Origin of the sequence: Hydrogenophaga sp. (assembly GCF_050250835.1) — a bacterium.
GTDB lineage: Bacteria > Pseudomonadota > Gammaproteobacteria > Burkholderiales > Burkholderiaceae_C > Hydrogenophaga.
Window position 1 is genome coordinate 421,699 of record NZ_JBFWNX010000001.1, and the last position, 24,546, is coordinate 446,244.

General features: G+C 63.7%; 33 protein-coding genes and 1 tRNA gene. 4 read left to right on the forward strand and 30 right to left on the reverse strand.

Features of this window, described 5'->3' with window-relative positions; translation table 11 throughout:
• Positions 1 to 83: 83 nt before the first annotated feature.
• On the reverse strand, positions 84 to 1,034 hold the full coding sequence (locus AB7F11_RS01970; RefSeq protein ID WP_428288237.1) for a M23 family metallopeptidase: 951 nt from the start codon (positions 1,032 to 1,034) through the stop codon (positions 84 to 86).
• A 75-nt stretch (positions 1,035 to 1,109) separates the two neighbouring features.
• On the opposite strand from AB7F11_RS01970, the gene AB7F11_RS01975 reads away from it, so the two are divergent.
• Positions 1,110 to 1,400 carry a hypothetical protein gene (locus AB7F11_RS01975; protein ID WP_428288236.1) on the forward strand — a complete coding sequence of 97 codons (291 nt, stop codon included), beginning with the start codon at positions 1,110 to 1,112 and terminating at the stop codon, positions 1,398 to 1,400.
• 40 nt (positions 1,401 to 1,440) lie between these two features.
• Here the strand turns inward: AB7F11_RS01975 and AB7F11_RS01980 are convergent.
• The 6 genes from AB7F11_RS01980 to petA all read right to left on the reverse strand — a co-directional run bounded on the left by AB7F11_RS01980 (position 1,441) and on the right by petA (position 5,661).
• Positions 1,441 to 1,516: transfer RNA gene (locus AB7F11_RS01980), tRNA-Thr, on the reverse strand.
• A gap of 15 nt (positions 1,517 to 1,531) precedes the next feature.
• Positions 1,532 to 2,077 (reverse strand): ClpXP protease specificity-enhancing factor, encoded by a 546-nt coding sequence (locus AB7F11_RS01985; RefSeq protein ID WP_428288235.1) that lies wholly within the window; start codon positions 2,075 to 2,077, stop codon positions 1,532 to 1,534.
• A gap of 22 nt (positions 2,078 to 2,099) precedes the next feature.
• Entirely contained in the window at positions 2,100 to 2,711 is a 612-nt protein-coding gene (locus AB7F11_RS01990) for a glutathione S-transferase N-terminal domain-containing protein (RefSeq protein WP_086122704.1), read from the reverse strand.
• 111 nt (positions 2,712 to 2,822) lie between these two features.
• Positions 2,823 to 3,578, reverse strand: a complete 756-nt coding sequence (locus tag AB7F11_RS01995; protein WP_428288234.1) for a cytochrome c1 — start codon at positions 3,576 to 3,578, stop codon at positions 2,823 to 2,825.
• Positions 3,579 to 3,610: 32 nt separating this feature from the next.
• A complete protein-coding gene (locus AB7F11_RS02000; protein WP_428288233.1) occupies positions 3,611 to 5,011 on the reverse strand; it encodes a cytochrome b in 1,401 nt (466 codons plus the stop codon).
• Between the two features lie 41 nt (positions 5,012 to 5,052).
• Positions 5,053 to 5,661, reverse strand: a complete 609-nt coding sequence (petA, locus tag AB7F11_RS02005; RefSeq protein ID WP_428288232.1) for a ubiquinol-cytochrome c reductase iron-sulfur subunit — start codon at positions 5,659 to 5,661, stop codon at positions 5,053 to 5,055.
• 209 nt (positions 5,662 to 5,870) lie between these two features.
• Here petA and mscL point away from each other — a divergent pair, with 209 nt between their 5' ends.
• Positions 5,871 to 6,299 (forward strand): large conductance mechanosensitive channel protein MscL, encoded by a 429-nt coding sequence (gene mscL, locus AB7F11_RS02010; RefSeq protein WP_428288231.1) that lies wholly within the window; start codon positions 5,871 to 5,873, stop codon positions 6,297 to 6,299.
• On the opposite strand, the gene pdxA is transcribed toward mscL, so the two are convergent.
• Both pdxA and AB7F11_RS02020 read right to left on the reverse strand, forming a co-directional pair.
• Positions 6,289 to 7,332 (reverse strand): 4-hydroxythreonine-4-phosphate dehydrogenase PdxA, encoded by a 1,044-nt coding sequence (gene pdxA, locus AB7F11_RS02015; RefSeq protein ID WP_428288230.1) that lies wholly within the window; start codon positions 7,330 to 7,332, stop codon positions 6,289 to 6,291. The two genes, mscL and pdxA, sit on opposite strands and share 11 nt — an antisense overlap.
• 8 nt (positions 7,333 to 7,340) lie before the next feature.
• Positions 7,341 to 8,105, reverse strand: a complete 765-nt coding sequence (locus AB7F11_RS02020; RefSeq protein ID WP_428288229.1) for a Nif3-like dinuclear metal center hexameric protein — start codon at positions 8,103 to 8,105, stop codon at positions 7,341 to 7,343.
• A gap of 201 nt (positions 8,106 to 8,306) precedes the next feature.
• Here AB7F11_RS02020 and AB7F11_RS02025 point away from each other — a divergent pair, with 201 nt between their 5' ends.
• Entirely contained in the window at positions 8,307 to 9,458 is a 1,152-nt protein-coding gene (locus tag AB7F11_RS02025) for a S1C family serine protease (RefSeq protein ID WP_428288228.1), read from the forward strand.
• Positions 9,459 to 9,467: 9 nt separating this feature from the next.
• Here AB7F11_RS02025 and tatC read toward each other — a convergent pair whose 3' ends face one another.
• The 7 genes from tatC to hisI all read right to left on the reverse strand — a co-directional run bounded on the left by tatC (position 9,468) and on the right by hisI (position 12,705).
• Positions 9,468 to 10,262 (reverse strand): twin-arginine translocase subunit TatC, encoded by a 795-nt coding sequence (gene tatC, locus AB7F11_RS02030; protein WP_428288227.1) that lies wholly within the window; start codon positions 10,260 to 10,262, stop codon positions 9,468 to 9,470.
• On the reverse strand, positions 10,262 to 10,753 hold the full coding sequence (tatB, locus tag AB7F11_RS02035; protein WP_428288226.1) for a Sec-independent protein translocase protein TatB: 492 nt from the start codon (positions 10,751 to 10,753) through the stop codon (positions 10,262 to 10,264). Before tatB ends, tatC begins: the two co-directional genes overlap by 1 nt.
• A gap of 39 nt (positions 10,754 to 10,792) precedes the next feature.
• Positions 10,793 to 11,035, reverse strand: a complete 243-nt coding sequence (gene tatA / locus AB7F11_RS02040) for a Sec-independent protein translocase subunit TatA (protein ID WP_428288225.1) — start codon at positions 11,033 to 11,035, stop codon at positions 10,793 to 10,795.
• A gap of 114 nt (positions 11,036 to 11,149) precedes the next feature.
• Positions 11,150 to 11,512, reverse strand: a complete 363-nt coding sequence (locus AB7F11_RS02045) for a histidine triad nucleotide-binding protein (RefSeq protein ID WP_428288224.1) — start codon at positions 11,510 to 11,512, stop codon at positions 11,150 to 11,152.
• 3 nt (positions 11,513 to 11,515) lie between these two features.
• The gene (locus AB7F11_RS02050) at positions 11,516 to 11,905 is read right to left on the reverse strand and encodes a DUF4870 family protein (protein ID WP_428288223.1); all 390 of its coding nucleotides are present in this window, start codon (positions 11,903 to 11,905) and stop codon (positions 11,516 to 11,518) included.
• Positions 11,906 to 11,918: 13 nt separating this feature from the next.
• Positions 11,919 to 12,299 carry a phosphoribosyl-ATP diphosphatase gene (locus AB7F11_RS02055; RefSeq protein ID WP_428288222.1) on the reverse strand — a complete coding sequence of 127 codons (381 nt, stop codon included), beginning with the start codon at positions 12,297 to 12,299 and terminating at the stop codon, positions 11,919 to 11,921.
• A 7-nt stretch (positions 12,300 to 12,306) separates the two neighbouring features.
• Complete coding sequence (gene hisI, locus AB7F11_RS02060) at positions 12,307 to 12,705, reverse strand: phosphoribosyl-AMP cyclohydrolase (RefSeq protein ID WP_428288333.1); 399 nt, start codon at positions 12,703 to 12,705, stop codon at positions 12,307 to 12,309.
• Positions 12,706 to 12,796: 91 nt separating this feature from the next.
• On the opposite strand from hisI, the gene AB7F11_RS02065 reads away from it, so the two are divergent.
• On the forward strand, positions 12,797 to 13,291 hold the full coding sequence (locus tag AB7F11_RS02065) for a LapA family protein (RefSeq protein WP_428288221.1): 495 nt from the start codon (positions 12,797 to 12,799) through the stop codon (positions 13,289 to 13,291).
• Between the two features lie 10 nt (positions 13,292 to 13,301).
• Here AB7F11_RS02065 and hisF read toward each other — a convergent pair whose 3' ends face one another.
• The 14 genes from hisF to AB7F11_RS02135 form a co-directional block, all read right to left on the reverse strand.
• Entirely contained in the window at positions 13,302 to 14,081 is a 780-nt protein-coding gene (gene hisF / locus AB7F11_RS02070) for an imidazole glycerol phosphate synthase subunit HisF (RefSeq protein ID WP_428288220.1), read from the reverse strand.
• 92 nt (positions 14,082 to 14,173) lie between these two features.
• Positions 14,174 to 14,914, reverse strand: a complete 741-nt coding sequence (gene hisA / locus AB7F11_RS02075) for a 1-(5-phosphoribosyl)-5-[(5-phosphoribosylamino)methylideneamino]imidazole-4-carboxamide isomerase (protein ID WP_428288219.1) — start codon at positions 14,912 to 14,914, stop codon at positions 14,174 to 14,176.
• A gap of 31 nt (positions 14,915 to 14,945) precedes the next feature.
• Entirely contained in the window at positions 14,946 to 15,605 is a 660-nt protein-coding gene (gene hisH, locus AB7F11_RS02080; RefSeq protein WP_428288218.1) for an imidazole glycerol phosphate synthase subunit HisH, read from the reverse strand.
• A gap of 13 nt (positions 15,606 to 15,618) precedes the next feature.
• Positions 15,619 to 16,239 carry an imidazoleglycerol-phosphate dehydratase HisB gene (gene hisB / locus AB7F11_RS02085; protein WP_428288217.1) on the reverse strand — a complete coding sequence of 207 codons (621 nt, stop codon included), beginning with the start codon at positions 16,237 to 16,239 and terminating at the stop codon, positions 15,619 to 15,621.
• Entirely contained in the window at positions 16,236 to 17,390 is a 1,155-nt protein-coding gene (hisC, locus tag AB7F11_RS02090) for a histidinol-phosphate transaminase (RefSeq protein ID WP_428288216.1), read from the reverse strand. Before hisC ends, hisB begins: the two co-directional genes overlap by 4 nt.
• A complete protein-coding gene (gene hisD / locus AB7F11_RS02095) occupies positions 17,387 to 18,781 on the reverse strand; it encodes a histidinol dehydrogenase (RefSeq protein ID WP_428288215.1) in 1,395 nt (464 codons plus the stop codon). The genes hisC and hisD overlap by 4 nt, the downstream gene beginning before the upstream one ends.
• Positions 18,778 to 19,431, reverse strand: a complete 654-nt coding sequence (gene hisG, locus AB7F11_RS02100; protein WP_428288214.1) for an ATP phosphoribosyltransferase — start codon at positions 19,429 to 19,431, stop codon at positions 18,778 to 18,780. Before hisG ends, hisD begins: the two co-directional genes overlap by 4 nt.
• A complete protein-coding gene (gene murA, locus AB7F11_RS02105; RefSeq protein ID WP_428299795.1) occupies positions 19,428 to 20,708 on the reverse strand; it encodes a UDP-N-acetylglucosamine 1-carboxyvinyltransferase in 1,281 nt (426 codons plus the stop codon). The genes hisG and murA overlap by 4 nt, the downstream gene beginning before the upstream one ends.
• Before the next feature lie 13 nt (positions 20,709 to 20,721).
• A complete protein-coding gene (locus tag AB7F11_RS02110) occupies positions 20,722 to 20,961 on the reverse strand; it encodes a BolA family protein (RefSeq protein WP_428288212.1) in 240 nt (79 codons plus the stop codon).
• A 3-nt stretch (positions 20,962 to 20,964) separates the two neighbouring features.
• A complete protein-coding gene (locus AB7F11_RS02115; RefSeq protein WP_428288211.1) occupies positions 20,965 to 21,720 on the reverse strand; it encodes an ABC transporter permease in 756 nt (251 codons plus the stop codon).
• Entirely contained in the window at positions 21,717 to 22,655 is a 939-nt protein-coding gene (locus AB7F11_RS02120) for an ABC transporter ATP-binding protein (protein WP_428288210.1), read from the reverse strand. The genes AB7F11_RS02115 and AB7F11_RS02120 overlap by 4 nt, the downstream gene beginning before the upstream one ends.
• 114 nt (positions 22,656 to 22,769) lie before the next feature.
• Positions 22,770 to 23,051, reverse strand: coding sequence for an STAS domain-containing protein (locus AB7F11_RS02125; protein ID WP_428288209.1), 282 nt, complete (start codon positions 23,049 to 23,051; stop codon positions 22,770 to 22,772).
• A 6-nt stretch (positions 23,052 to 23,057) separates the two neighbouring features.
• Positions 23,058 to 23,678 (reverse strand): MlaC/ttg2D family ABC transporter substrate-binding protein, encoded by a 621-nt coding sequence (locus tag AB7F11_RS02130; protein ID WP_428288332.1) that lies wholly within the window; start codon positions 23,676 to 23,678, stop codon positions 23,058 to 23,060.
• Between the two features lie 88 nt (positions 23,679 to 23,766).
• Positions 23,767 to 24,528: an MlaA family lipoprotein gene (locus AB7F11_RS02135; protein ID WP_428288208.1), complete on the reverse strand. Its 762-nt coding sequence runs from the start codon at positions 24,526 to 24,528 to the stop codon at positions 23,767 to 23,769.
• Positions 24,529 to 24,546 lie beyond the last annotated feature (18 nt).

Here is a 24,546-nt window from a genome sequence, read left to right on the forward strand (position 1 = left end):
CAGGAAAACTACCTGTGATATGCCGTCGAACGCAACGCTATCAAGAGCAAAGCACGCATTTTACCCGGCGCACCCAGGTGGCTTCATGGCTTGCGCGGACCCTGAGCAGGCGACTGTATCGCCGCCACGTTTTCGCCAGCCGCCAGGAACTTCTGGGGATCCTGAGGCACCCCGGCCACCCAGACTTCAAAATGCAGATGGGGCCCGGTGGAGCGACCGGTGGAGCCGATTTCAGCGATCTTCTGCCCGCGCTTGACGATGTCGCCCTTCTTCACAAGCACCTTGGATGCGTGGGCATATCGCGTAATGAGGTCATTTCCATGATCGACTTCCACCATGTTGCCGTAGGCTAGATGGTATTCCTGAACCACGACGACACCGCCCGCTGCCGCCAGGATGGGCGTACCAGGTTCGGCCGGGAAATCCAGGCCGGTGTGCAAGGCAGAACGCCCGGTGAAGGGGTCAATGCGGAAGCCGAACCGTGAGCCCACCGAGACACCCGTCACAGGTTGCTCGGTCGGCACCATGGTGCGCTGGATCTTCTGGTCAAACAGCCGTGACTCCACCACGGTCAGCCAATCCACGCGAGACCCGCTGTTCCGATCGACGCGGTCGAGCGCGCCCATCAGCTCATCCATGCTCAGCTCCCGGCTGCCCACCAGCGCGCCGCCGGCCCCGGGCTTGGGCTTGAGTTCGCTGGGGCTCAAGCCTGCCAGGCCCGCCACGCGCTCTCCGAGCGAGTCGATCTGCACCATGCGAGCCTGCATCTCCCCCAGCTTGCGCGCCATCGCGTCCAGATTGGCGCGAACGTATGCGTCCTGGGAACTGAACTGATCCTGGTGGACGAGCCGGGCCACTGGGGCAAAGCCCGGCCAGCCCTGACGCACGCCTTCGAGAAACACCCAGTGGTAGGCAGCAATGGCACCCAGCATCAGAAGCGTTGACGCCAGCACGCCCGCACCGACGAGCTTGAGGCCACTCAGGTGGAGGGCCCGGCTCTTGGCCAGCCAGGCGTCCGTGATAATGATGTGCAAGTCTTCACCTTTCCTGGAACCCGTACCGAGCCGGGCATCCGCCATCGCATGTCCACCGTCCCACGAAGCGCTACCATGCTCAGCCTCGAACAGGCAGCGGGGGCGGCGCCTACACTTTCTGCATTGCGGGAACGCATCCGCGAATCCCAATGGTGCCTGGACCAGGTGCAACACCTGATCCCCCAAAAACTTCGCCCGCTTGTGTTGGCCGGGCCGCTGCAAGATCAGGAGTGGTGCCTTCTGGTGGCCAGCGCCTCCGCTTCCACCAAACTGAGGCAGTTGCTGCCTGCGCTGCAACAAACTTTGACCCAAAGGGGTGCGCAGGTTAACGCAATCCGTATCAAAGTCCAAACGCCGGGGCGATGAGCGCGTCACCGAGGCGCCCAGGCGGGCATGCAGTAAACCTTGGTGCCGCTTGTCTGACTCGAACAGACGACCTATCGCTTACAAGGCGATTGCTCTACCAACTGAGCTAAAGCGGCGCAGGGTCGGTAATTTTACTTGACCCGCTTGAGCTGAGGCCTGCCGCCAGGCCGGTCCGGGCCCTTGGGCGGCGGCGATGGCGGCTCACCCGCATCCGGGGTAGACGAATCGCTGGGGACGGCTCTCAATGGAACATTGCGAGAAACATCGGCCATCGCATCGGGCTTTCCCCCGGTAGCCTGCTCGTTCGCTTGGGTGGGCTGACCGGGCGACGCTGCTGCCAGGGAGGATGGAGCAGGAGCGGGAAATGCCATGCCTTGCCCATTTTCACGGGCGTAAATAGCAATGACATGGCTGACTGGAACCACGATCTCGCGTGCCACGCCCCCAAACCGGGCCTTGAATTCAATGAACTCATTGCCCAGCCTGAGCGCACTGGTGGCATCCATGCTCACATTCAGGACGATCTCGCCATTCTTGACAAACTCCATGGGCACCCGCACCGACGCATCGACCTGCACGGCGATGTAGGGTGAGAACCCGTTGTCGGCACACCATTCGTGCAGCGCACGAATCAGGTAGGGCCGCGTGGACGGGACTTCCGCTTCGAAAGAACTCATGGACTGCGCGGGCGGCGGCCGCTTACTTGCGCATCACCTTTTCCGAGGGCGTGAGCGCCTCGATGTAGGCTGGGCGCGAGAAGATTCGTTCGGCATACTTGAGCAACGGCGCCGCATTCTTGCTGAGCTCGATGCCATAGAAGTCCAGGCGCCAGAGCAACGGGGCGATTGCCACGTCCAGCATCGAGAAGTTGTCGCCGAGCATGAACTTGTTCTTGAGAAACACCGGTGCCAGCTGGGTGAGACGGTCGCGAATGTGCGAGCGGGCCTTTTCGAGCGCCTTTTCATTTCCCTTGCTGCTGCGCGATTCAAGCATGGAGACGTGCGTGAACAGCTCCTTCTCGAAGTTGAGCAGGAACAGGCGAACGCGCGCGCGATCCACAGGGTCGCCCGGCATCAGTTGGGGATGAGGGAAGCGCTCGTCGATGTACTCATTGATGATGTTCGACTCGTACAGGATCAGATCGCGCTCGACCAGGATGGGCACCTGACCGTACGGATTCATCACGCTGATGTCCTCGGGCTTGTTGTAGAGGTCCACGTCCCGGATCTCGAAATCCATGCCTTTTTCAAACAGCACGAAGCGGCAACGGTGGGAATAGGGGCAGGTGGTACCCGAATACAAGACCATCATGAGGGTGTCTCCTTAAAGCAAAAACAGTGGCTTGCTTCCATGCCTTGAGGCACTGCAAACCACTGTGGGACGGGCGGTACGGCTCGACGACCGAACCGCCAGATCAACGACTTACTTGACGTCTTTCCAGAACGATGCGTTCAGGCGCCAGGCCACGACGGTGAAGGCGGCGAGGAACAGCAGCACCCAGACACCAATACGGACACGGGTGTTCTGATTCGGCTCTGCCATCCACTGGAGGTACGCCACAAGGTCGCCCACATTGTTGTCGTACTCGGCCTGGCTCATGGTGCCGGCCTTGACCACGTCCCAGCCTTTGACCTTGTCGACCTCGTGGCCGTGGCTCATCACCTTCTCATGCACAGGACGGCGTTCACCCTGAAGCTCCCACAGCGGATGCGGCATGCCGATGTTGGGAAAGGCCAGGTTGTTCCAACCGGTCGGCTTGGTGTCGTCGCGGTAGTAGGTGCGCAGCAGGGTGTAGACGTAGTCCGCACCAGTGCCGGCGCTGCTGGAACGCGAGCGAGCAATGAGCGTGAGGTCAGGCGGGTTCACACCGAAGAACTGCTTGGCTTGCCGAGGGTCGATGGACGCCTTCATGGTGTCACCAATCTTGTCGGTGGCGAAAACCAGGTTTTCGCCGATCTGCTTGTCGTTCAAGCCGATGTCGCGCAGGCGGTTGTAGCGCATGAAGGCGGCCGAATGGCAGCTCAGGCAGTAGTTGACGAACAGTTTGGCGCCGTTCTGCAGGGCCGCCATGTCGTTGGTGCGCTTTGGCGCCTTGTCCAGTGGGATACCGCCACCGGCGGCCAGGGCTGCACCCGACAAGCCCAGGGCCAGCATGAAGCCCAAGAGGATTTTTTTCATTTGCTTGACTCTCCGGATTGGCTCTGTGGGGTTCAGTGGGGCTGGAAGGTGACGCGGTCCGGCACCGGCTTGAACTCGCCGATGCGGCTCCACCAGGGCATCAGGAGGAAGAAGCCGAAGTAGAACAGCGTACCCACCTGCGAGACACGCTCGCCCACTGGCGAGGGTGGCAGCACCCCCAGGTAACCCAGGATCAGGAAGTTGATCACGAACACCGTGTAAAGCCATTTGTTCCAGCCTGGACGGTACCGGATCGACTTCACGGGACTGTGATCGAGCCAGGGCAGGAAGAACAGGATGATGACCGCGCCACCCATGGCCACCACACCCCAGAACTTCGCGTCGATGGACATCATGAGCGCCACAAGCACCAGCCCAGCAATGACGATGCCGAGCTTGATCGCGCCTGAGACCTTGGCCTTCATCGCCCCCAGGGCTGCGGCGAGGACAACGATCACCACCAGGGCGTACATCATCTCAGTGGTGATGGCGCGCAGCATGGAATAGAAAGGCGTGAAGTACCAGACTGGTGCGATGTGCAGCGGCGTGACCAGCGGATCGGCCGGGATGAAGTTGTTGTATTCGAGGAAGTAGCCGCCGAACTCGGGTGCGAAGAAGATGATGGCCGAGAAAGCCATGAGGAACACCGTGACGCCGAGCAGGTCGTGCACCGTGTAGTAGGGGTGGAAGGGAATGCCATCCAGCGGTCTGCCCGAAGCATCCTTCTTGGCCTTGATTTCCACGCCGTCGGGGTTGTTGGAGCCGACTTCGTGCAGCGCGATGATGTGCGCCACCACCAGCCCGAGGAGCACCAGAGGCACGGCAATCACGTGGAAGCTGAAGAAGCGGTTGAGCGTGGCGTCGCCCACCACGTAATCGCCACGGATCAGCAGGGCAAGGTCGGGGCCGACGAAGGGAATCGCGGCGAACAGGTTCACGATCACCTGGGCGCCCCAGTAAGACATCTGGCCCCATGGCAGCAGGTAGCCCATGAAGGCTTCGGCCATGAGACAGAGGAAGATCGCGCAACCGAAGACCCAGACGAGTTCGCGCGGTTTGCGGTAGCTGCCGTAGAGCAGGCCACGGAACATGTGCAGGTAAACCACGACGAAAAAGGCCGAGGCGCCGGTGGAGTGCATGTAGCGGATCAACCAGCCCCAGGGCACGTCCCGCATGATGTACTCGACCGATGCAAAGGCCAGTGCGGCGTCGGGCTTGTAGTGCATGACCAGAAAGATGCCCGTGACGATCTGGATCACCAGCACCAGCAGCGCGAGCGAGCCGAAGAAGTACCAAAAGTTGAAGTTCTTCGGTGCGTAGTATTCCGCCAGGTGCTCGTTGTAGAGCTTGGAAAGCGGGAACCGGTTGTCGATCCAGTTCAGGGCTTTCTGACCGATCGGTGCGTCGGGGGAGATTTCTTTGAATTCAGCCATGGGATGCCTTCTTGGTCCGTTGTCTGTGAGCGCCGCAGTGCTCAGGCCTGTTTTTCTTCACCGACCAGCAAGGTGGTGTCGGACAGGTAATAGTGCGGCGGCACTTCCAGGTTGTCGGGAGCGGGCTTGTTCTTGAACACGCGGCCCGCCACGTCGAAGGTGGAGCCGTGACAGGCGCAAAGAAAGCCGCCTTTCCAGTTGTCGGGCAGCGAGGGCTGGGGGCCGGGGGTGAGCTTGTCGCCGGGGGAGCAGCCGAGGTGGGTGCAGATGCCCACCGTGACGAGGTATTCGGGTTTGATGGAGCGATGGCGGTTCTTCGCGTACTCGGGCGTGGGGAACGCGGTGCGCAGGGAGTTCGGGTCTGCCAGATCGGCCTCGATCGTTTCGAGCGCAGCGAGTTGTTCAGGGGTGCGACGCAGGATCCAGACGGGCTTGCCGCGCCATTCGACGACGATCTTCTCACCGGGTTGAATGCCCGAGATGTCCACCTCGACCGCTGCACCAGCGGCCCTGGCACGCTCGGAAGGCTGGAACGTGCTCACAAAGGGCACGGCGACGGCGGCTGCGCCAACGCCACCCATGGCGCAGGAGGTGATCAGCCAGGTTCGGCGGCTGCGATCGACGGTCGCGCCAGCGGTTGCTTCACTCATGGGGATCTTTCAATGAGGTACGGTCGGAACACTAGGGACAACCCGGCATTGTACTGGAGCGCCAGAGGCGTTTCCGGGCTTGCCGGGGTAGCCGACTGGAGTATTGCAGGACAAGTTCGATGGCGCACGAGAGGCGCCTGTCCTGCCAGCAGGTGCTGTGTGAGAATCGACCGCGGTTCGTTCAATCCACCCCAAGCTCGGAGGGCACCATGGGCATGATGCAGGAGTTCAAGGAATTTGCCGTGAAGGGCAATGTCATCGACCTGGCGGTCGGCGTGATCATCGGCGGCGCGTTCGGCAAGATCGTCACATCCATGGTGGAAGACATCATCATGCCCATCGTGGGCGCGGTCTTCGGCAATCTCGATTTCACCAACCTTTTCGTCGCCCTGGGCAAGGTCCCAGAGGGCACTGCACCCACGCTGGCGGCTCTCAAGGCCGCTGGCATACCCACCTTGGCCTATGGCAACTTCATCACGGTGGCGCTGAACTTTGCCATCATGGCCTTCATCATCTTCATGATGGTCAAGCAGATCAACCGTCTCAAGCGTGAAGCACCGGCCGCACCGCCCGCGCCCGCCGCACCTTCGGAAGATGTGCTGTTGCTGCGCGAGATCCGCGACAGCCTCAAGAAGTAACGCGCCCAGTCGCCTCCATCGCCGCGTCAATCGCCGCGAGCAAACTGGCCGCGCTGGCCCGGCCGGTGCCGGCCAGATCGAAGGCGGTGCCGTGGTCAGGGCTGGTGCGCACGAACGGCAGCCCCAGCGTGGTGTTCACGCCGTGCTCAAGGCCCAGCAGCTTGACCGGTATGAGGCCCTGATCGTGGTACATCGCCACCACCACATCGAACTCACCCTGGCGCGCGCGCATGAAGACCGTGTCCGGCGCATGTGGCCCGCTGGCCTCGATCCCCGCCCGGCGCGCCTGTGCAATGGCCGGCGCGATGCACTCGATCTCCTCCCGCCCGAACAATCCCCCCTCCCCCGCATGGGGGTTCAGGCCCGACACCGCAATGCGTGCGCGCGCCATGCCCAGGCGCTGGAAGTAAGCGTGCGTGATCTCGATGGTCTGCAGCACCTGGTCCGTGGTGACCGCGTCCAGCGCCTGCCGCAGCGAGACATGGATGCTCACCAGCACGGTGTTCAGCCCCGGAGCGCTCAGCATCATGCGCACTGGCAGGGCACTGACAGGCACGCCGGAATGCTCAGCCGCCATCGCCTGCAGCAGCTCGGTATGGCCGGGGTGCGAAACCCCAGCTGCCGCCAGAGATTCCTTGTGGATGGGCGCAGTGACCACTGCACGGGCCTGTCGATTCAACACGGCACGAGCGGCATACCCGATGCATTCCGCAGCAACCCGCCCTGCTCGCGCACCCACCTGCCCCCATTCGACCGGTTCGGCCAGGGTGCATGCCTGCACGACCGCCATGCAGCCTGGAGGGACCGCGTGCAGATCGGCCAGCGTCTCGATCTGCGCCAGCATGAACGCCCCAGCACCGGCGCCCTGCGGGTCAAGGCGCATGGCACGTTGCAATGTGCGCACGTCGCCAGCCACCACCACATCGCGCAGCAGGTCTGGCCGCTCGCGAAACGCCTTGACCACGATCTCGGGGCCAATTCCCGCCGGGTCGCCCATGCTCAGGACCACGGGCTGGATCGCGGATGGGGTCATGATGGACCTCAGGCAGGGTTGTCAATGTCGATGAACACGTGCGCAAGCCCGAGCTCTGCGGCTACATGGGCACCCACCGCCGGCGCACCGTAGCGTTCGGACGCGTGGTGACCGCAGGCGATGTACGCGACACCGCATTCGCGTGCGTAGTGCGCCTGGGGCTCCGAAATTTCTCCCGTGATGAACACATCGGCGCCAGCGGCAATCGCGGACTCGAAATACCCCTGCGCACCCCCTGTGCACAAGGCCACCCGGTGAACCGCTCGATTCGGCTCGGCTACCAGCGTCACAGGCCGACCGAGTTGTTTGGCGACGTGATCGGCCAGCTCCGCTGCGGACGATACCGCTCGTTCGCCCAGAAAGCCCAACGACTGCTCGCCAAAGCGGCCACGTGCGTCGGGATACACATGCACGCCCAGACGCAGGGCCAGTTGGGCGTTGTTGCCCAGTTGCGGGTGTGCGTCCAGCGGCAGGTGGTAGGCCAGTAAATTGATGTCGTGGGCGAGCAGGCGCGAGAGGCGCTGCTTCATCCAGCCGGTCACGCGGGCGTCCTGTCCGCGCCAGAACAGCCCGTGGTGCACCAGGATGGCATCCGCACCGGCCTCAATGGCAGCATCAATCAGGGCCCGGCTGGCCGTCACGCCGGTGACCAGCTTGCTCACGGTCTCGCGCCCTTCGACCTGAAGGCCGTTCGGTCCGTAGTCTTTAAAAAGTTCGGGCTGGAGCAACCGATCCAGGCAAGCGGTCAGCGTGGCGCGGGCGACGGTGGGCATGGGTGAACGTAAACAGAGAGCGTAAGAGGGCGGCCTCCATTCTGACACCCGTCTCCCTGCAAGTCGGCTGACCACCTTTGGCAGTCTGCTCCACTTGAAGGCGTGGCTGTAGAGCCCATTTGCGGGACAATACCCTGCGCGGAACGGCTCCAAGCCGGCCTGAAACCGGACCGATTCGCGTCAACCCGCCCCCGCTCCAACATGAAACGTCTCTGGCTTCTTTTTGCCCAAACTGTCACTGTGGCCGTGGCCGCACTGTTCGTCGTGGCCACCCTGCAGCCCCAGTGGCTGGGCCGCTCGGGCAATGTGGCCTCGGTGGTGCCGGTGCTGCAGGCGCCCACGACTGCACCCGTGGAAGGCTCGGCATCGGGCAGTTTTCGCGCAGCCGCCAAGGCTGCATCGGCAGCGGTGGTGAGCATCAACACCAGCAAGGCGCCACTGAACAACCCGCAAAGCGCCGATCCCTGGTTCCGCTTTTTCTTCGGCGATCAGGCGCCGTCGCAACAGCAAAGCGGCCTCGGGTCGGGCGTGATCGTGAGCCCGGCGGGCTACGTGCTCACCAACAACCACGTGATCGAGGAAGCCGACGAGATCGAGGTGATTCTGAACGACGGGCGCAAGGCGGTGGCCCAGGTGATCGGCACCGACCCTGAGACCGATCTGGCGATCCTCAAGGTCGACCTGACCGACCTGCCGGTGATCACCCTCGGCAACTCAGACGCTCTGGAGATCGGCGACCAGGTTCTGGCCATCGGCAACCCTTTCGGCGTCGGACAGACCGTCACCAGCGGCATCGTGAGCGCGCTCGGGCGCACCCAGCTGGGCATCAACACCTTCGAGAACTTCATCCAGACTGACGCAGCCATCAATCCGGGCAATTCGGGAGGTGCACTCGTCGACGTCAACGGCCATCTGATGGGCATCAACACGGCCATCTACTCGCGCTCGGGTGGCTCCATGGGCATCGGGTTCGCCATTCCCACCTCGACCGCTCGAAGCGTGATGGAGGCCATCGTGAAGGACGGGCAGGTGACGCGCGGCTGGATTGGCGTGGAACCGCAAGACTTGGGCCCCGAACTGGCCGAGAGCTTTGGCATGGCGCCGGGAACCGGGGTCATCATCACCGGTGTGCTCCAGAACGGTCCGGCCGCTCAGGCGGGCATTCGGCCTGGTGATGTGATCACGGCAGTGGGTGGGCGCAACGTCACCAATGTGGCACAACTCCTGTCAGCCGTCGCGAATCTGGCACCGGGAACGCCCGCCACACTCGACGTGGTTCGCAAAGAAGGCAAGGCGCAGGTGCAGGTCACACCCGGTCGCCGCAACCTGCCGAGACAGGCCGCTGCGCGCTGATTCCCGCCATCACGCGGCAGATTCTTTTTCGGTGTCGTCCTCGGGTTTGGCTGAGGACTTGATGAACCATTGCGCTCCCCAGATGCCGAGCTCATAGAGCAGGCACATGGGCACCGCCAATGCCAGTTGAGAGATCACGTCCGGGGGAGTGACCACCGCCGCGATGATGAATGCGACGACGATGAAATAGCCACGGAAGGCTTTGAGCTTCTCGACCGTCACCATATTCATCTTGACCAGCAGAACCACCACGATGGGCACCTGGAAAGCCAAGCCGAAAGCGAGGTACAGCGACAGGATCGCCTCCACGTACGAGGCAATATCGGGCGTGGCCGCCACGCTGGCGGGCGTGAACTTCTGAATGAAGCCGAACATTTTGTCCAGCACGAAGAACTGCACAAATGCAATTCCCGTGTACGCGAGCAGGCTGCCCAGCACGATCAGGGGAACTGCGAAGCGCTTCTCATGGCTGTAGAGGCCCGGTGCCACAAAGGCCCACACCTGGTACATCCACCAGGGCAGCGACAGCAGCAGCGCGGCCATGGCCAGCACCTTGATGGGCACGAAGAACGGCGAGAACACCCCCACAGCAATCAATTTGGCGTCCGGCGGCATGTGCGCGCGGATCGGTACGGCGATCAGGTCGATGAGCCCGCTGGGACCAGGCCAGAACGCCAGCAAGGCCATGCAGATGGCCAGACCCACGATGCCGTAGAGCAGGCGATCCCGCAGCTCCATCAGGTGCTGGACAAAAGGCTGCTCGGAACCGGCGAGCTCGTCGGTGGAATCTTTGGGGTCGGCCATCAGCGGGGGGCGGAATTGGAGCGCGGCCTGAATCGGGCCACGCGGGCCGCACCGGACTGGGTGCGGGTGCGCACACCAGCGCGGGCCTTGTACCACTGCGGCATGGCCCCCTGCTTGAGGCGCCAGTTCTTCCTGGGATGCTTGTAGACCGGTGGTTCGAGCGAACCCAGCGAGGCATTGGCGTCGTAGGCAGTGGACGCGCCATCCAGTCCGGCCGTGGCGTCAGACCAGGATTTTTCGAAATCATTGGCGCCGCTCTGCACCGACGATTCCACGTCGCGGGCGGCCTCGGTCACGGAGTCCTTCATCTTCTTGAGCTCTTCGAGCTCCATGGAGCGGCTGACCTCTGCCTTGACGTCTGACACATAGCGCTGCGCCTTGCCCAGCAAGGCGCCCACCGTACGAGCGACGCGCGGGAGCTTCTCGGGCCCGATGACGATCAACGCCACCGCCCCGATGAGCGCCAGTTTGGAAATGCCCAGATCAATCATGGGACACCGTGAGGATTCCCCTCACACCGTGCCGAAGCATCAGCTTTTCTGCTTGGCTTCAACGTCGATGGCGTTCTTGTCGGCACGGGACTCCTGGGTGACCTGCGAAGCAGGCGTAGCGGACGTATCGGCGGGGTTCTGGCCGCCTTCCTTGATGCCGTCCTTGAATCCCTTGACGGCGCCACCCAGGTCGGAGCCGATGTTCTTGAGCTTCTTGGTGCCGAACACCATCACGACGATCAGCAGCACGATCAGCCAGTGCCAGATGGAAAACGTACCCATGGATATCTCCAGACTTGAAAAAGGTAGCGACGCGCGCTGTGAGTGGGATTCTAAGCCCGGGCAGGAGTTCAGGCCCTGTGATCCGCGGTGCCGATGCGCGCAGGGAGGGGGTATTCAGCCGCGCAGCCAGGGCCGAGGTCCCCCCATCACATGCCAATGCAGGTGATGGACCTCCTGGCCGCCCTCGATGCCCGTATTGCACACCATGCGAAATCCGCCTTCGGGGTATGGATTGCAGCCTTCCTGAAGAGCCAGTCGCGGGGCGAGCGTCATGATACGGCCCATCAGAGCCTCATGCTCCCGGCCGATCTGGGCCATGGACGCGATGTGCCGCTTCGGAACCATGAGAAAGTGCACCGGTGCCCAGGGGTGGATGTCGTGGAAAACGAAAACATCGTCGTCCTCATACACCTTGCGGGAGGGAATCTGGCCGGCAACGATCTTGCAGAAAATGCAGTTGGGGTCGTGGTCGCTCATGTTTCAGGAGGGCATGGGCCGGCTCGCGTTCATGCGAACCATGCCTTTGACGATGCGGTAGAGGAACCAGATGGAGATGAGACACCAGGCGATCCAGCCCGGCACGAAGAACACCAGCCACAGCGGCGCGGTGACAAGATAGAGCACGGCAGCCCAGATCACGGTTCGGATTCGCCACGCGAAATGGCTGGCTTGCCAGGTGCCTTCGGCTTCGCCCTTCTTCACGAGATCGACGATCAGCGCCACGATGAGCACCACCGGGCTGGCCTGAGCCCCAGGCAATACCGCGGCCAACGCCACGAGCAGGTGCAGGAAATAGCTGATCCAGCCTACGGTCTTGAGGGACTGAGCCTTTTCGCTGTCGATGCCGTCAGCGTCGATGATGTCGCTCACGAGGTTGCTCCTTTCAGGCAGACGGCGGCCCCGAGGCCGCTTCACGCTGCAGAACCTTGCGCATGGCCTTCTCTTCAAGACCGCTCAGGCCTTCGCGGCGCACCAGCTCGGCCACCACGTCGGCGGGCCCGAGTTTGTAGTGCGCGAGCGCAATCATGCAATGGAACCAGAGGTCGGCGGTCTCGTTCACCAGCTTCTGCGGATCACCGCCGTGGTCGAGGTCCTTGGCGGCCATCACGGTCTCGGTCGCCTCTTCGCCGATCTTTTTCAGGAAGGTGTCGGGGCCCTTGTGCAACAGACGCGCGACATAGCTTTTGTCGGGATCGCCGCCATTGGCAGGTTTGCGGCTTTCGATCACGGCGGCCAGTCGCGCGAGGTCGTCGGTGGTGGACATGGTGGGCCTACTTGTAGATGGATTCGGGATCCTTGAGCACCGGTTCGACGGCGTTCCAGCGGTCATTCTCCAGTTTCTGGAAGAAGCAGCTGTGGCGGCCGGTGTGACAAGCGATACCGGGCTCGTGACCGAGTTGCGTCACCTTGAGCAGCACCACGTCGTTGTCGCAGTCCATGCGGATGTCGTGCACGGTCTGCACGTGGCCCGACTCTTCGCCCTTGCACCAGAGCCGTTGGCGCGTACGACTGAAGTACACCGCGCGCCCCAACTCGGCGGTCTTCTGGAGGGCCTCGCGATTCATCCACGCGAACATCAAAACGTCTCCCGAGGCGACCTCCTGCGCGATCACGGGCACCAAGCCTTGCGCATCCCACTTCACATCATCGAGCCAGTTCATGCCGGGAATCTACCATGCGCATGCGTCTGAACACCTGTGCCTGGCGGAATGCCGTTAGGATGACTTTCACCCACCCTCAACGGACTGTCCAAGGAACCCCATGAAACTGCGCACCCTGCTCCTTGTCGTCTTCATTCTGCTCATCGCGGGCTTCGTTGCCCTGAACTTCGAGCAGATCCTGCAGCCCACGCCACTCAGTTTCGGCGTTACGCAAGTGCAGGCTCCCCTGGGGCTCGTTCTGCTGGGCATGCTGGCGCTGGTTCTGGTGGTTTTTCTGGCCGCTCTGGTCTATTCACAGACCCTGCACATGATGGAGGTGCGCCGCATCACCCGGGAAGCGGCCGACCAGCGCAACCTCGCCGACAAGGCCGAAGCTTCACGCTTCACCGAATTGCGCCAATACCTGCAAACTGAGTTGCAGGCCGCCGCCGCGCGCGAACGGGAACTGGCCGACAAGTTGAACGTGAAGATGGACCAAGTGCAGGCGGCGCTGACGCAGGTCATCGAGCAGACTGGCAACGGCCTGGGCGCCAGCATCGGAGAACTGGAAGACCGACTCGAAAGGCAGGCCCTGCCGCGCAACGAACGGCTGTGAGTCGCGCGGCTTAGAGCCGCACCGGAATGCCACGCTCGGCCATGCGCGCCTTGGCCTGGGCCACGGTGAACTCACCGTAGTGAAAGATGCTGGCCGCCAGCACGGCGTCGGCACCGCCTTGCTGAACGCCATCGGCCAGGTGGTCCAGATGGCCAACACCGCCAGAGGCGATGACCGGTACATCCACCGCGTTGGCCACTGCGCGCGTGAGCAGCAGGTCGAAGCCGGACTTGGTGCCGTCGCGATCCATGCTGGTGAGCAGGATTTCGCCCGCCCCATGCTCGGCCATCTGGCGCGCCCAGGCCACGGCGTCCAGGCCGGTGTTCTTGCGCCCGCCGTGGCTGTAGACGTCCCAGCCCTCCCCGCGCGCCTGAACTTCATCGCCATGGCGGCGCTTGGCGTCGATCGCCACCACGATGCACTGCGATCCGTACTTGGCGGACGCGTCGCAGATCACCTGAGGGTTGGCGATGGCGGCGGAATTGAAACTGGTCTTGTCTGCGCCTGCGTTAAGTAGGCGGCGCACGTCTTCCACCGTGCGCACACCACCGCCCACGGTGAGGGGGATGAACACCTGCGAGGCTACCGCCTCGATGATGTGCAGGATCAAATCCCGTCCGTCGGAGGTGGCGGTGATGTCCAGGAACGTGAGTTCGTCAGCGCCCTGCTGGTTGTAGCGGGCCGCGATTTCCACCGGGTCGCCGGCATCGCGCAGTTCCACGAAGTTGACGCCCTTGACGACCCGCCCGCCGGTGACGTCCAGACAGGGAATGATGCGTTTGGCGAGCATGTCAGGCCGCAGCGCAGGGCCGCCCCAAGCAAGGCCGCTCCCTCTTGGGGGGCAGCGAATACACGAAGTGATGAGCGTGAGGACGTTTCATGTCATCCGTTGAGCTCGTCGGCGAGTTGCTGAGCGGCTTCGAAGTCGAGATCGCCGCTGTAGATCGAGCGGCCGCAGATCACGCCCTCCACGCCCTCGTCTTCCACCGCACACAATGCCCTGATGTCGTCCAGGTTGGACAACCCTCCGGAGGCGATCACCGGGATGGAAAGCGCCTGCGCCAGCTTGACGGTGGCGTCGATGTTGATGCCCGAGAGCATGCCATCGCGGCCGATGTCGGTGTAGATGATGCCTTCGACACCGTAGTCCTCGAACTTCTTGCCCAGGTCCACCACCTCGTGGCCGGTCAGCTTGCTCCAGCCATCGGTGGCCACCTTGCCGTCCTTGGCATCAAGGCCGACGATGATGTGTCCCCCGAAAGCCGTGCAGGCGTCCTGCAGGAAGCCCGGATTTTTCACCGCCGCCGTGCCGATGATCACGTAGCGCAGGCCGGCATCGAGGTACCGTTCGATCGTGTCGAGGTCGCGAATGCCGCCGCCGAGCTGCACATCCACCTCCGCGCCCACTTCCTTCAGGATGGCCCGGATTGCCTGCTCGTTCTTGGGCTTGCCGGCGAAGGCCCCATTGAGGTCCACCAGGTGCACCCGGCGAGCGCCCTTGCTGACCCAGTTGCGAGCCATGGCCGCCGGGTCTTCCCCGAATACCGTGGATTGGTCCATGTCGCCCTGTTTGAGGCGAACGCACTGGCCGTCTTTCAGATCAATGGCAGGAATCAGCAGCATGATGATGTGATGTCAGTGAAGGCAGAAGGACTCAGGGATTCCAGGACAGGAAGTTGCGGTAGAGCGCCAGACCCTGATCGGCGCTCTTCTCGGGGTGGAACTGGGTGGCAAAAATGTTATCGCGGGCAATGGCGGCTGCAAAGCGGCCACCATAGTCGGCTTCGCCGACAACGTGGGCGGCAATGGCCGGCCGAGCATAAAAGCTGTGCACAAAATAAAAATAGGCGCCTTCCCCTATGCCCTTCCAGAGAGCGTGAACGGGGCGCCCGAGTTCGTGGAACACCGGGTTCCACCCCATCTGGGGCACCTTGAAGCGGCTGCCATCGTCCTGCAGGCGGCCTTCCAGCCGGAAACGCAGCACCTGGCCCGGAATCAGGCCCAGCCCGTCGGTAGGGCCTTCCTCGCTGCGATCGAGCAGCATCTGCATGCCCACGCAGACGCCGAACAGGGGCTTGTTCGCGGCCGCGTGCAGCACCGAGTCCAGCAGACCTGATGCGGCCAGCTCCCGCATGCAGTCGCCCATGTGGCCCTGCCCGGGCAACACCACGCGGTCTGCGTTCAAGACCTCCTGCGCGCTGGCGGTGACCCGCACGTCCACGTCGCCCGCTCGAGCTACGTGCTGCACTGCCTGCGACACCGAGCGCAGGTTCCCGCTGCCGTAGTCGACCACGGCGACCGTCTTGCGTTTCATCGAGGGGAAGGACTCAGAGCGAGCCTTTGGTCGAGGGAATCACGTCGCCCATGCGCGGGTCGCGCTCCAATGCCATGCGCAGAGCGCGGGCGAAGGCCTTGAACACGGTTTCAGCCTGATGGTGGGCGTTCTCACCATGCAGGTTGTCGATGTGAAGCGTCACGCCGGCGTGGTTGACGAAACCCTGAAAAAACTCGAAGGCGAGCTGTGTGTCGAAGCCGCCGACCATGCCGCTCTTGAAAGGCACGCGCATGTGCAGGCCGGGGCGACCGGAAAAGTCAACGACCACACGCGACAGCGCTTCGTCCAGCGGGACGTAGGCGTGGCCGTAGCGCCGGATGCCCTTTTTGTCGCCTACCGCCTGTGCAAAAGCCTGACCGAGCGTGATGCCCACGTCTTCCACCGTGTGGTGGCCGTCGATGTGCAGGTCGCCCTTGGCCTGGATGTCGAGGTCGATCAGCCCATGACGCGCAATCTGGTCGAGCATGTGGTCGAAAAAACCGATGCCTGTGGACAGGCTGGCCTGACCCGTGCCGTCGAGATTGACGCGCACACCAATCTGCGTTTCCGTGGTGTTGCGCTGCACGTGCGCGACGCGGTCGGATACGGGGGAGGCGGGAGGCGTCTGAGTCATAGGGTGGTCTGGAGGGCGCGGATCAGCTGGGCGTTTTCCGACGGCGTGCCCACCGTCAGCCGCAGGCACTGGGCCAGCAGTGGATGCATTTTAGAAACATTCTTCACCAGAATGCCCTGTGCCTTGAGGCCGTCGAAGCAGCGTTGCGCGTCGGGCACACGCACCAGCACCATGTTGGCCTCGCTGGGAAAGGGCGTGGCGCCTGGCAGTCGAGCCAGTGATTCGATCAGCTGTATGCGCTGCTCCCGGATCTGTGCTGCCTGTTCGGCAAACACTTCGGCATGCTCGAGCGCGAACAAAGCGCACTCCGCGTTGAGCACGCTCACGTTATAGGGCGGGCGCAGCTTGTCGATCTCGTGCACCAACGCCTTCGGCCCCAGCATGTAGCCGATGCGCGCACCCGCCAGCCCGAACTTGGAGAGGGTCCGCATGAGCAACACATGGGCATTGCTGGCAGGGTGGGCACGCATCTCGTCGAGCCAGCTCCGGCTTGAAAACGGTTGGTAGGCCTCGTCCATCACCACCAGGCCACCGAAACCCGCCGCCTCGGCGATCAGGCGGCGGATGGTATCCGCGTTCCAGAGGTTGGCCGTCGGGTTGTTCGGGTAGGCGATGTAGGTGATGGCGGGCCGGTGCTCACGCATCGCAGCCAGCATGGCGGATTCGTCGAGCTCGAAGTCGGTGCTGAGCGGCACGCCAACGAACTTCAGGCCCTGGAGTTGAGCGCTCATGGCGTACATGACAAAGCCGGGCAGCGGCGCCAGGATGGTCGCACCCGGCAGGTCGCAACCCATGGCCAGCAGCGAGATGAGTTCGTCCGAGCCGTTGCCCAGCATCAGCGCGTGGCCCTCGGGCAGACCCACGTACGCAGCCAGCGCCTGTTTCAGATCGTCGATGCGCGTACCTGGATAGCGGTGGATGGCCACCGCGCCGAGGCGCGCACCGAGCTCGGCTTGCAGCGCCGGCGGCAGGCCGAACGGGTTTTCCATCGCGTCGAGCTTGACCATGCCAGCCGAGTTCTGGATGGCATAGGCGTGCATGGATTGCACATCCTGCCTGATCACGCCCAGCGGGTTGGCGCTCGCTGGAGTACCTTCGCCCTTCGTGCTGCGGTGCGGGCTGGTTTGGAGGTGGCCCGGCGTGGCGCTCATGGGCGCAGCTCCCGCATGGGCGGCACGCTGTCCAGCCGCAGTTCTGCGGCCCGGGCGTGGGCCTGCAAACCCTCGCCGTATGCCATTTCTGCAGCGATCCTGCCCAACCCCTGCGCGCCGACCTGGCTCACTTCGATGAGGCTGCTGCGCTTCTGGAAGTCGTACACGCCCAGAGGCGAGGAAAAGCGTGCGGTGCCACTGGTGGGCAGCACGTGGTTGGGGCCAGCGCAATAGTCGCCCAGGCTTTCACTGGTGTAAGCCCCAAGGAAGATCGCACCCGCGTGCCTGAGCAGGGGTTCCCATCGGTGCGGCTCGCTGCTGGAAACCTCCAGGTGTTCGGGAGCGATGCGGTTGCTGATGGCGCAGGCCTCTTCCATGCTGCGCGTGTGGATCAGGGCGCCACGGCCATTCAAGCTCTGGGCAATGATGGCTGCGCGCGGCATGGAGGGCAACAGTCGTGCGATTTCGCTTTGCACTGCGTCGATGTAGGCGGCGTCCGGGCAGAGGAGGATGCTCTGCGCCAGTTCGTCGTGTTCGGCCTGGCTGAACAGGTCCATGGCCACCCACTCGGCGGGGGTGCTGCCATCGGCGAGCACCAGAATCTCGCTCGGACCCGCGATCATGTCGATGCCCACGGTGCCGAACACGCGCTTCTTGGCGCTGGCCACGTAGGCGTTGCCCGGGCCGGTGATCTTGTCGACCTTGGGCACGGTGGCCGTGCCGTAGGCCAGGGCAGCTACCGCCTGTGCGCCACCAATGGTGAAGGCACGCGTGACGCCCGCCACGAAGGCGGCCGCGAGCACCAGTTCATTGCGCTCGCCGCGCGCGGCGGTGGCGGCACCGCTGCCACCGGTGGCCACACTGCCGCGCACGGGCGTGGGCACCACCATGATGATGTCCTGCACGCCAGCCACGTGCGCAGGCACGGCGTTCATGATCAGGCTCGACGGATAGGCTGCCTTGCCACCAGGCACGTAGATGCCCACGCGATCCAGCGGCGTGACCTTCTGTCCCAGCAGCGTGCCGTCTTCGTCGCGGTAGCTCCAACTCTCGCCGCCGGCCTTCTTCTGTGCTTCATGGTAGCTGCGCACGCGGCACGTGGCGGCTTGTAGCGCCTCCCGCTGAGCCGTGGGCAGGCCGTCGAAGGCCGCCTTGAAATCGGCCTGGGTGAGTTCGAGTTCGGCCATGGCACCAGCGACCAGGCCGTCAAAGCGAGCCGTGTATTCGAGCACGGCGGCATCGCCTCGCTTTTGCACGTCGGCCAGGATGTCTGCCACGCGTTGTTCGATGGCGCCGTCGGTTTCCGAGGACCAATGCAAGCGGGCCTGGAAGCGGGTTTCGAAGTTGGCGTCGGCGGTGGAAAGACGCAACGGCTCGGCCTTCAGGCTCATGGCTTCCCGCCTCCTGGCACGATGGCGCCGGCAAAGGCCTCGATGATGGGGCGGATGGTCGCCTGCTTGAGCTTGAGCGAGGCCTGATTGACCACCAAGCGCGCGCTGATGTCCATGATGCGCTCCACCTCGACCAGGTGATTGGCCTTGAGCGTGTTGCCCGTGGAGACCAGGTCGACGATGGCGTCGGCCAGGCCCGTAAGGGGCGCAAGCTCCATGCTGCCGTAGAGCTTGATCAGGTCCACATGCACGCCTTTGCCAGCAAAGAACTCCCTCGCAATCGAGGTGTATTTGGTGGCCACTTTCAGCCGAGAGCCCTGGCGCACGGCGGAGGCGTAGTCGAAATCGGCGCGCACAGCCACGCTGACGCGGCAGCGGGAGATGTTCAGGTCCAGTGGTTGATAAAGCCCTTGCCCCCCGTGTTCGATCAGCGTGTCTTTGCCCGTCACGCCCAGGTCGGCGCCTCCGTACTCCACGTAGGTGGGCACGTCGCTGGCCCGCACCAGAACCACGCGCACACCTGGGTGGCTGGTGCCCAGGATCAGCTTGCGCGACTTCTCGGGGTCCTCCAGCACCTCGATGCCCGCGGCCAGCAGCAGCGGCAGGGTCTCGTCGAAGATGCGACCTTTGGAGAGGGCGAGAGTGATCATTTGATGCGCTCGATGTCTGCGCCGATTCCGCGCAGTTTTTCTTCCATCTGGTCGTAACCGCGGTCCAGGTGGTAGATGCGGTCGACAACGGTCTCGCCCTCGGCGACCAGGCCGGCGATCACCAGGCTGGCCGAGGCGCGCAGGTCGGTGGCCATCACGGTCGCACCGGAGAGGCGTGGCGTGCCTTCGATGACCGCGACTTTGCCGTCGGTCTGGATGCGCGCACCCAGGCGGACCAGCTCGTTGACGTGCATGAAGCGGTTCTCGAAGATCGTCTCGGTCACCTTGCTCGCACCATCCGCAATGCAATTGAGCACCATGAACTGGGCCTGCATGTCGGTCGGAAAACCCGGGTACTCGGTGGTGCGAAAGCTCTGGGCCTTCAGGCGCCCGGTGGCGCGCACACGGATGAAGTCACCCCCCACATCCTTGCCAGCCTCAATCTCGGCGCCCGCTTCGTGCAGCTTGTCGATCACCGAATCGAGGTGATCCGCTCGGCCATGGCGCAGCACCACATCCCCACCGGCCGCCGCCACGGCACAGAGAAAGGTGCCGGTCTCGATGCGGTCGGCCACCACCTGGTGGGTGCAACCATGCAGACGCTCCACGCCCTGAACGTGAATGCGGCTGGTGCCGTGGCCTTCGATCTTCGCACCCATGGCGATCAACATCTCGGCCAGATCGCCGATCTCGGGCTCCTGGGCGGCGTTTTCCAGCAAGGTCTCACCTTCGGCCAGTGCGGCGGCCATGAGGAAGTTCTCGGTGCCGGTGACGGTCACCATGTCGGTGGCGATGCGCGCACCGTGCAGGCGCTCTCGGCCCGCAGGCAGGCGGGCGACCATGTAGCCGTGCTCGACCACGATCTCGGCGCCCATGGCCTGCATGCCCTTGATGTGCTGGTCCACCGGTCGCGAGCCGATGGCGCAGCCGCCGGGCAGGGAGACGCGAGCATGGCCGAAACGCGCCAGCAGGGGGCCGAGCACCAGCACAGACGCGCGCATGGTCTTGACCAGCTCATAGGGCGCCTCGGCCGTGATGGGTTCGGCCGCCTGCAGCGTGATGCCTCCGCGATCGCCATGGGTCTGCGTCTGCACGCCCATGTTGTCGAGCAACTGGCGCATCGTGGCCACGTCGCGCAGGCGCGGCACGTTGTTCAGCGTCACCGGATCGGCGGTCAGCAATGCTGCGCACAGCTCGGGCAGCGCGGCGTTCTTCGCGCCGGAGATGTTCACCTCGCCCCGCAGGGTCCGGCCGCCAATGATTCGCAGTTTGTCCATGGTGACGGTGGTGTCAGGGTTGGGCTGCCCATTCGGCAGGTGTGTAGGTTTTCATCGAGAGCGCGTGCACCTCGTCGGTCTGGATGCGCCCGCCCAGCGTGCCGTAGACGGCCTGGTGGCGCTGGATCAGGCGCCGACCTTCAAAGGCGGGCGAGACGATCACGGCAGCCCAGTGGCGGCCGTCGCCGGTGACTTCGATGTGCTCGCAGGGCAGGCCAGCGGCGATGAGCGATTGCAGTTCTTCAGCGGTCATGTCCTAGTGTCGGATTTTGTAGCCGGTCTTCAACAGGTGCAGCGCGATGGCGCTGACCACCAGCAAGGCGCCTCCCACCAGCGCAAGGCTGATCCAGGGCGACACATCGCTCACACCGAAGAAGCCATAGCGGAAACCGTCGATCATGTAGAAGAACGGGTTGAGGTGGCTCACGCTCTGCCAGAACTCGGGCAGGGAATGGATCGAGTAGAACACGCCCGAGAGAAAGGTCATGGGCACGATGATGAAGTTCTGGAATGCCGCCATCTGATCGAATTTCTCGGCCCACAATCCGGCGATCAGGCCCAGCGCGCCCAACAGCGCCGCTCCCATGAATCCGAAGGCAAGGATCCACAGCGGCGCCACCAGAGAAGGCTGTGCGAACCACCAGGTGACGACCATCACGCCCAGCCCCACCGCGAGGCCGCGGACGATGGACGAGCCCACATAGGCCACGAACCAGGCCCGGTGCGAGAGCGGCGTGAGCAGCAGGAACACCAGATTGCCCATGATCTTGCTTTGAATGAGCGAGGACGAACTGTTGGCGAAGGCGTTCTGCAGCACGCTCATCATCACCAGGCCCGGCAGCAGGAAGGCGGTGTAGCTCACGGAGTCGTACACCTGCACCCGGTCTTCCAGCACATGGCCGAAGATCATGAGGTAAAGAATGGCGGTGATCACGGGTGCGGCCACGGTCTGGAAGCCGACCTTCCAGAAGCGCAGCACTTCCTTGTAAAACAGCGTTTGCCAGCCGCTCATGCGGGCACCTCCACGCGCGGTTCGGGTCGGGCCTGCGCCCCGGTCAGATCGAGGAACACGTCCTCCAGGTCGGCCTTGCGGATCTCGATGTCTTCCGCCGCCACACCCACCTCTCGCAGCCGCGCCAGGATGCGTTCGACGGCCAGCGCATCGTTGGCCGGCAACTGCACCACGCGACCCGTGATGCGGGCCTGCAACGCCAGGTCGCTCGGCAGGGCCGCGTCGGTCTTGAAGCGCAGCACGTTGGAGGCCGCACGCGCCAGCAGCGCGGAGGTCGATTCCAGCGCCACCACCCTGCCCTGCTTGAGCATCGCGATGCGACCACACAGGGCTTCGGCTTCTTCCAGGTAGTGTGTGGTCAGCAGCACGGTGCAGCCCAGGCGCTTGTTGAGGTCGGACACGAACTGCCACAGCGTCTGGCGCAGTTCCACGTCCACACCCGCGGTGGGTTCGTCCAGCACGATCACCGGCGGCTTGTGCACCAGTGCCTGTGCGATCAGCACCCGACGCTTCATGCCGCCAGAGAGCTGACGCATGTTGGCAGTGGCCTTGTCCGCCAGGCCCAGGCCTTCGAGCAATTCGTCGATCCAGGCGTCGTTGTGCCGGATGCCGAAGTAACCGGACTGGATACGCAAGGCCTCGCGCACATTGAAGAACGGGTCGAACACCAGTTCCTGAGGCACGACGCCAAGCTGGCGGCGTGCGGCGGCGTAGTCGCTCTGCACGTCGCTGCCATGCACGAGCACACGGCCTGAAGTGGCGCGCGCCAGACCCGCCAGCACACTGATGAGGGTGGTCTTGCCCGCCCCGTTGGGGCCGAGAAGACCGAAAAACTCGCCCGGCTCGATGTCGAAGGACACAGATTGCAGCGCGTGGAGGTCACCACGCGAGGTCGGGTAAGTCTTGGAAACGTTCTGGAAGGAGACGGCTGGCATGCGCGGGTGAAACCCATGGGCCACCGGCGACGGGCAGGACATCTGGCCGCGGCATGGTGAGCCGGGTATTTTATGCGGCGCCCGCTATCCCCGCTGGCGCCGGGGCGCTGCGCTTCAGGCGCCGGCGAGCAGTTCCCGCACGCCGTACAGCCCAGCCAGATCCTGCAGGCGGCGCGGCCAGCCTTCGACCCGCAGAGTTCTACCCTGGGCCTGAAGGCGCCGGCGCAGCTCCAGGAGCACCGCCAGGGCCGAGGAATCGAACTCCCGCAGCGGTGCTGCGTCAAGCACCACCGTGGAGTCGGGTTGATGCGCCAGCCGGCCGTCCAGGCCTTGAAGCGTCAGCACCGCCTCCTCCAGGGTGAGGCGCTCGGGCAAGGCCATGGCGTGTTCTGACATGTCCGCTCAGCTGGCCTTGGCGGTGTTGCTCTTGTTGCGCTGGGCCAGCGAGGCGATCAGGCCGTCGATGCCCTTGGCGCCAATCTCCTGCGCGAACTGGGTGCGATAGGTTTCCACCAGCCAAACGCCGAGCACGTTCAGGTCGTAGATCTTCCAGCCCGTCGGGGTCTTCTCCAGCCGGTAGTCGAGCTGAATGGGATCGCCCTTGCCGCGCACCTCGGAGCGCACCACCACCTCGGTGTCTTCTGGCCTGGAACGCATGGGACGGAATGTCAACTTCTGGTCCTTGACCTCGCCCAGGGCGCCCGAGTAGGTGCGCACCAGCAGGGTTTTGAACTCCTCCTGCAGCTGCTTTTGCTGCTCAGGCGTGGCCTGGCGCCAGTAGCGCCCCACGGCCGAGGAAGTCATGCGTGCGAAGTTCACATTGGGCATGATCTTGGTCTCGACCAAAGCCATGATGCGATTGACGTCGCCGGCCTGAATGGCGGGGTCGGCCTTGATGGCGGCCAGCACGTCGGCAGAGACGCGCTTGACCATGGCATCGGGCGCCTCTTCGTTTGCCAGGGCGGGTGCTGACATCACAGCCACAGACATCGTCAGGGCTGCGAGCCAGGATCGGCGTTTCATCATGTGTTTTCCTTTCGAGGCCCTAGGCCTTGCTGCAGACAGGGCAGCGTACGTCATCAGATGGTCTGAAATGTGAAGGGGTTCCCCCTCAATCGTTGCTTTTCGTATCTTCCTGCGACTCCCCGTCGCCCTGGCCGATGCCTTTGTCGATCATGTCGTCGATCTGGCTCTGACGCCGGTTCAGGTACAGGTCGCGCGTGAAGCTGTACTTGTCGAGTGCGGCGCCTTCCAGCACAGCACCCGCACGCAGCAGGCTGGCACGGGTGTGAACGATGCGCAGTGCATACAGTGAATTTCGCGCCGACACCGGTGAGATGTCGGTCATGAGGTCGGCCTGGCTGTCCACCACCAGCCCCACCGTGTCCCGCGCGGAAGACGGTCCGAGCACGGGCAGCACCAGATACGGCCCCGAGGGCATGCCCCAGCGGCCCATGGTCTGGCCAAAGTCGATGCGGGTGCGCGGAATGCCGGCTTCGCTGGCGATATCGAGCAGCCCACCGAGGCCAAAGATCGTGTTCAAGTTGAAGCGCACCAGGTTTTCCGTGGCCTCACGGGGACGCAGCTGCATGGCGGCATTCACCGACGACCAGAGATCGCCGAGGTTGCTGAAGAAATTGCCCACTCCGGTCTGCACCAGGCCAGGTGTGACCTCCTGATAAACCGTGGCCACGGGCTTGAGGACCGCATCGTCCACCGCGTCGTTGAACCTGGACACCCCGCGGTTGAAGGGTTCGAACGGGTCGCGCGGGTTGGCATCGGGGCCTGTGGCGCAGGCGCCGAGCATCGACATCGACAACACCAGCGCACCGGTGTGAAAGGCCCGGTGGCGGCCTGAATGATGGTTTGACATGCTTTTCCCCTGCCGCAT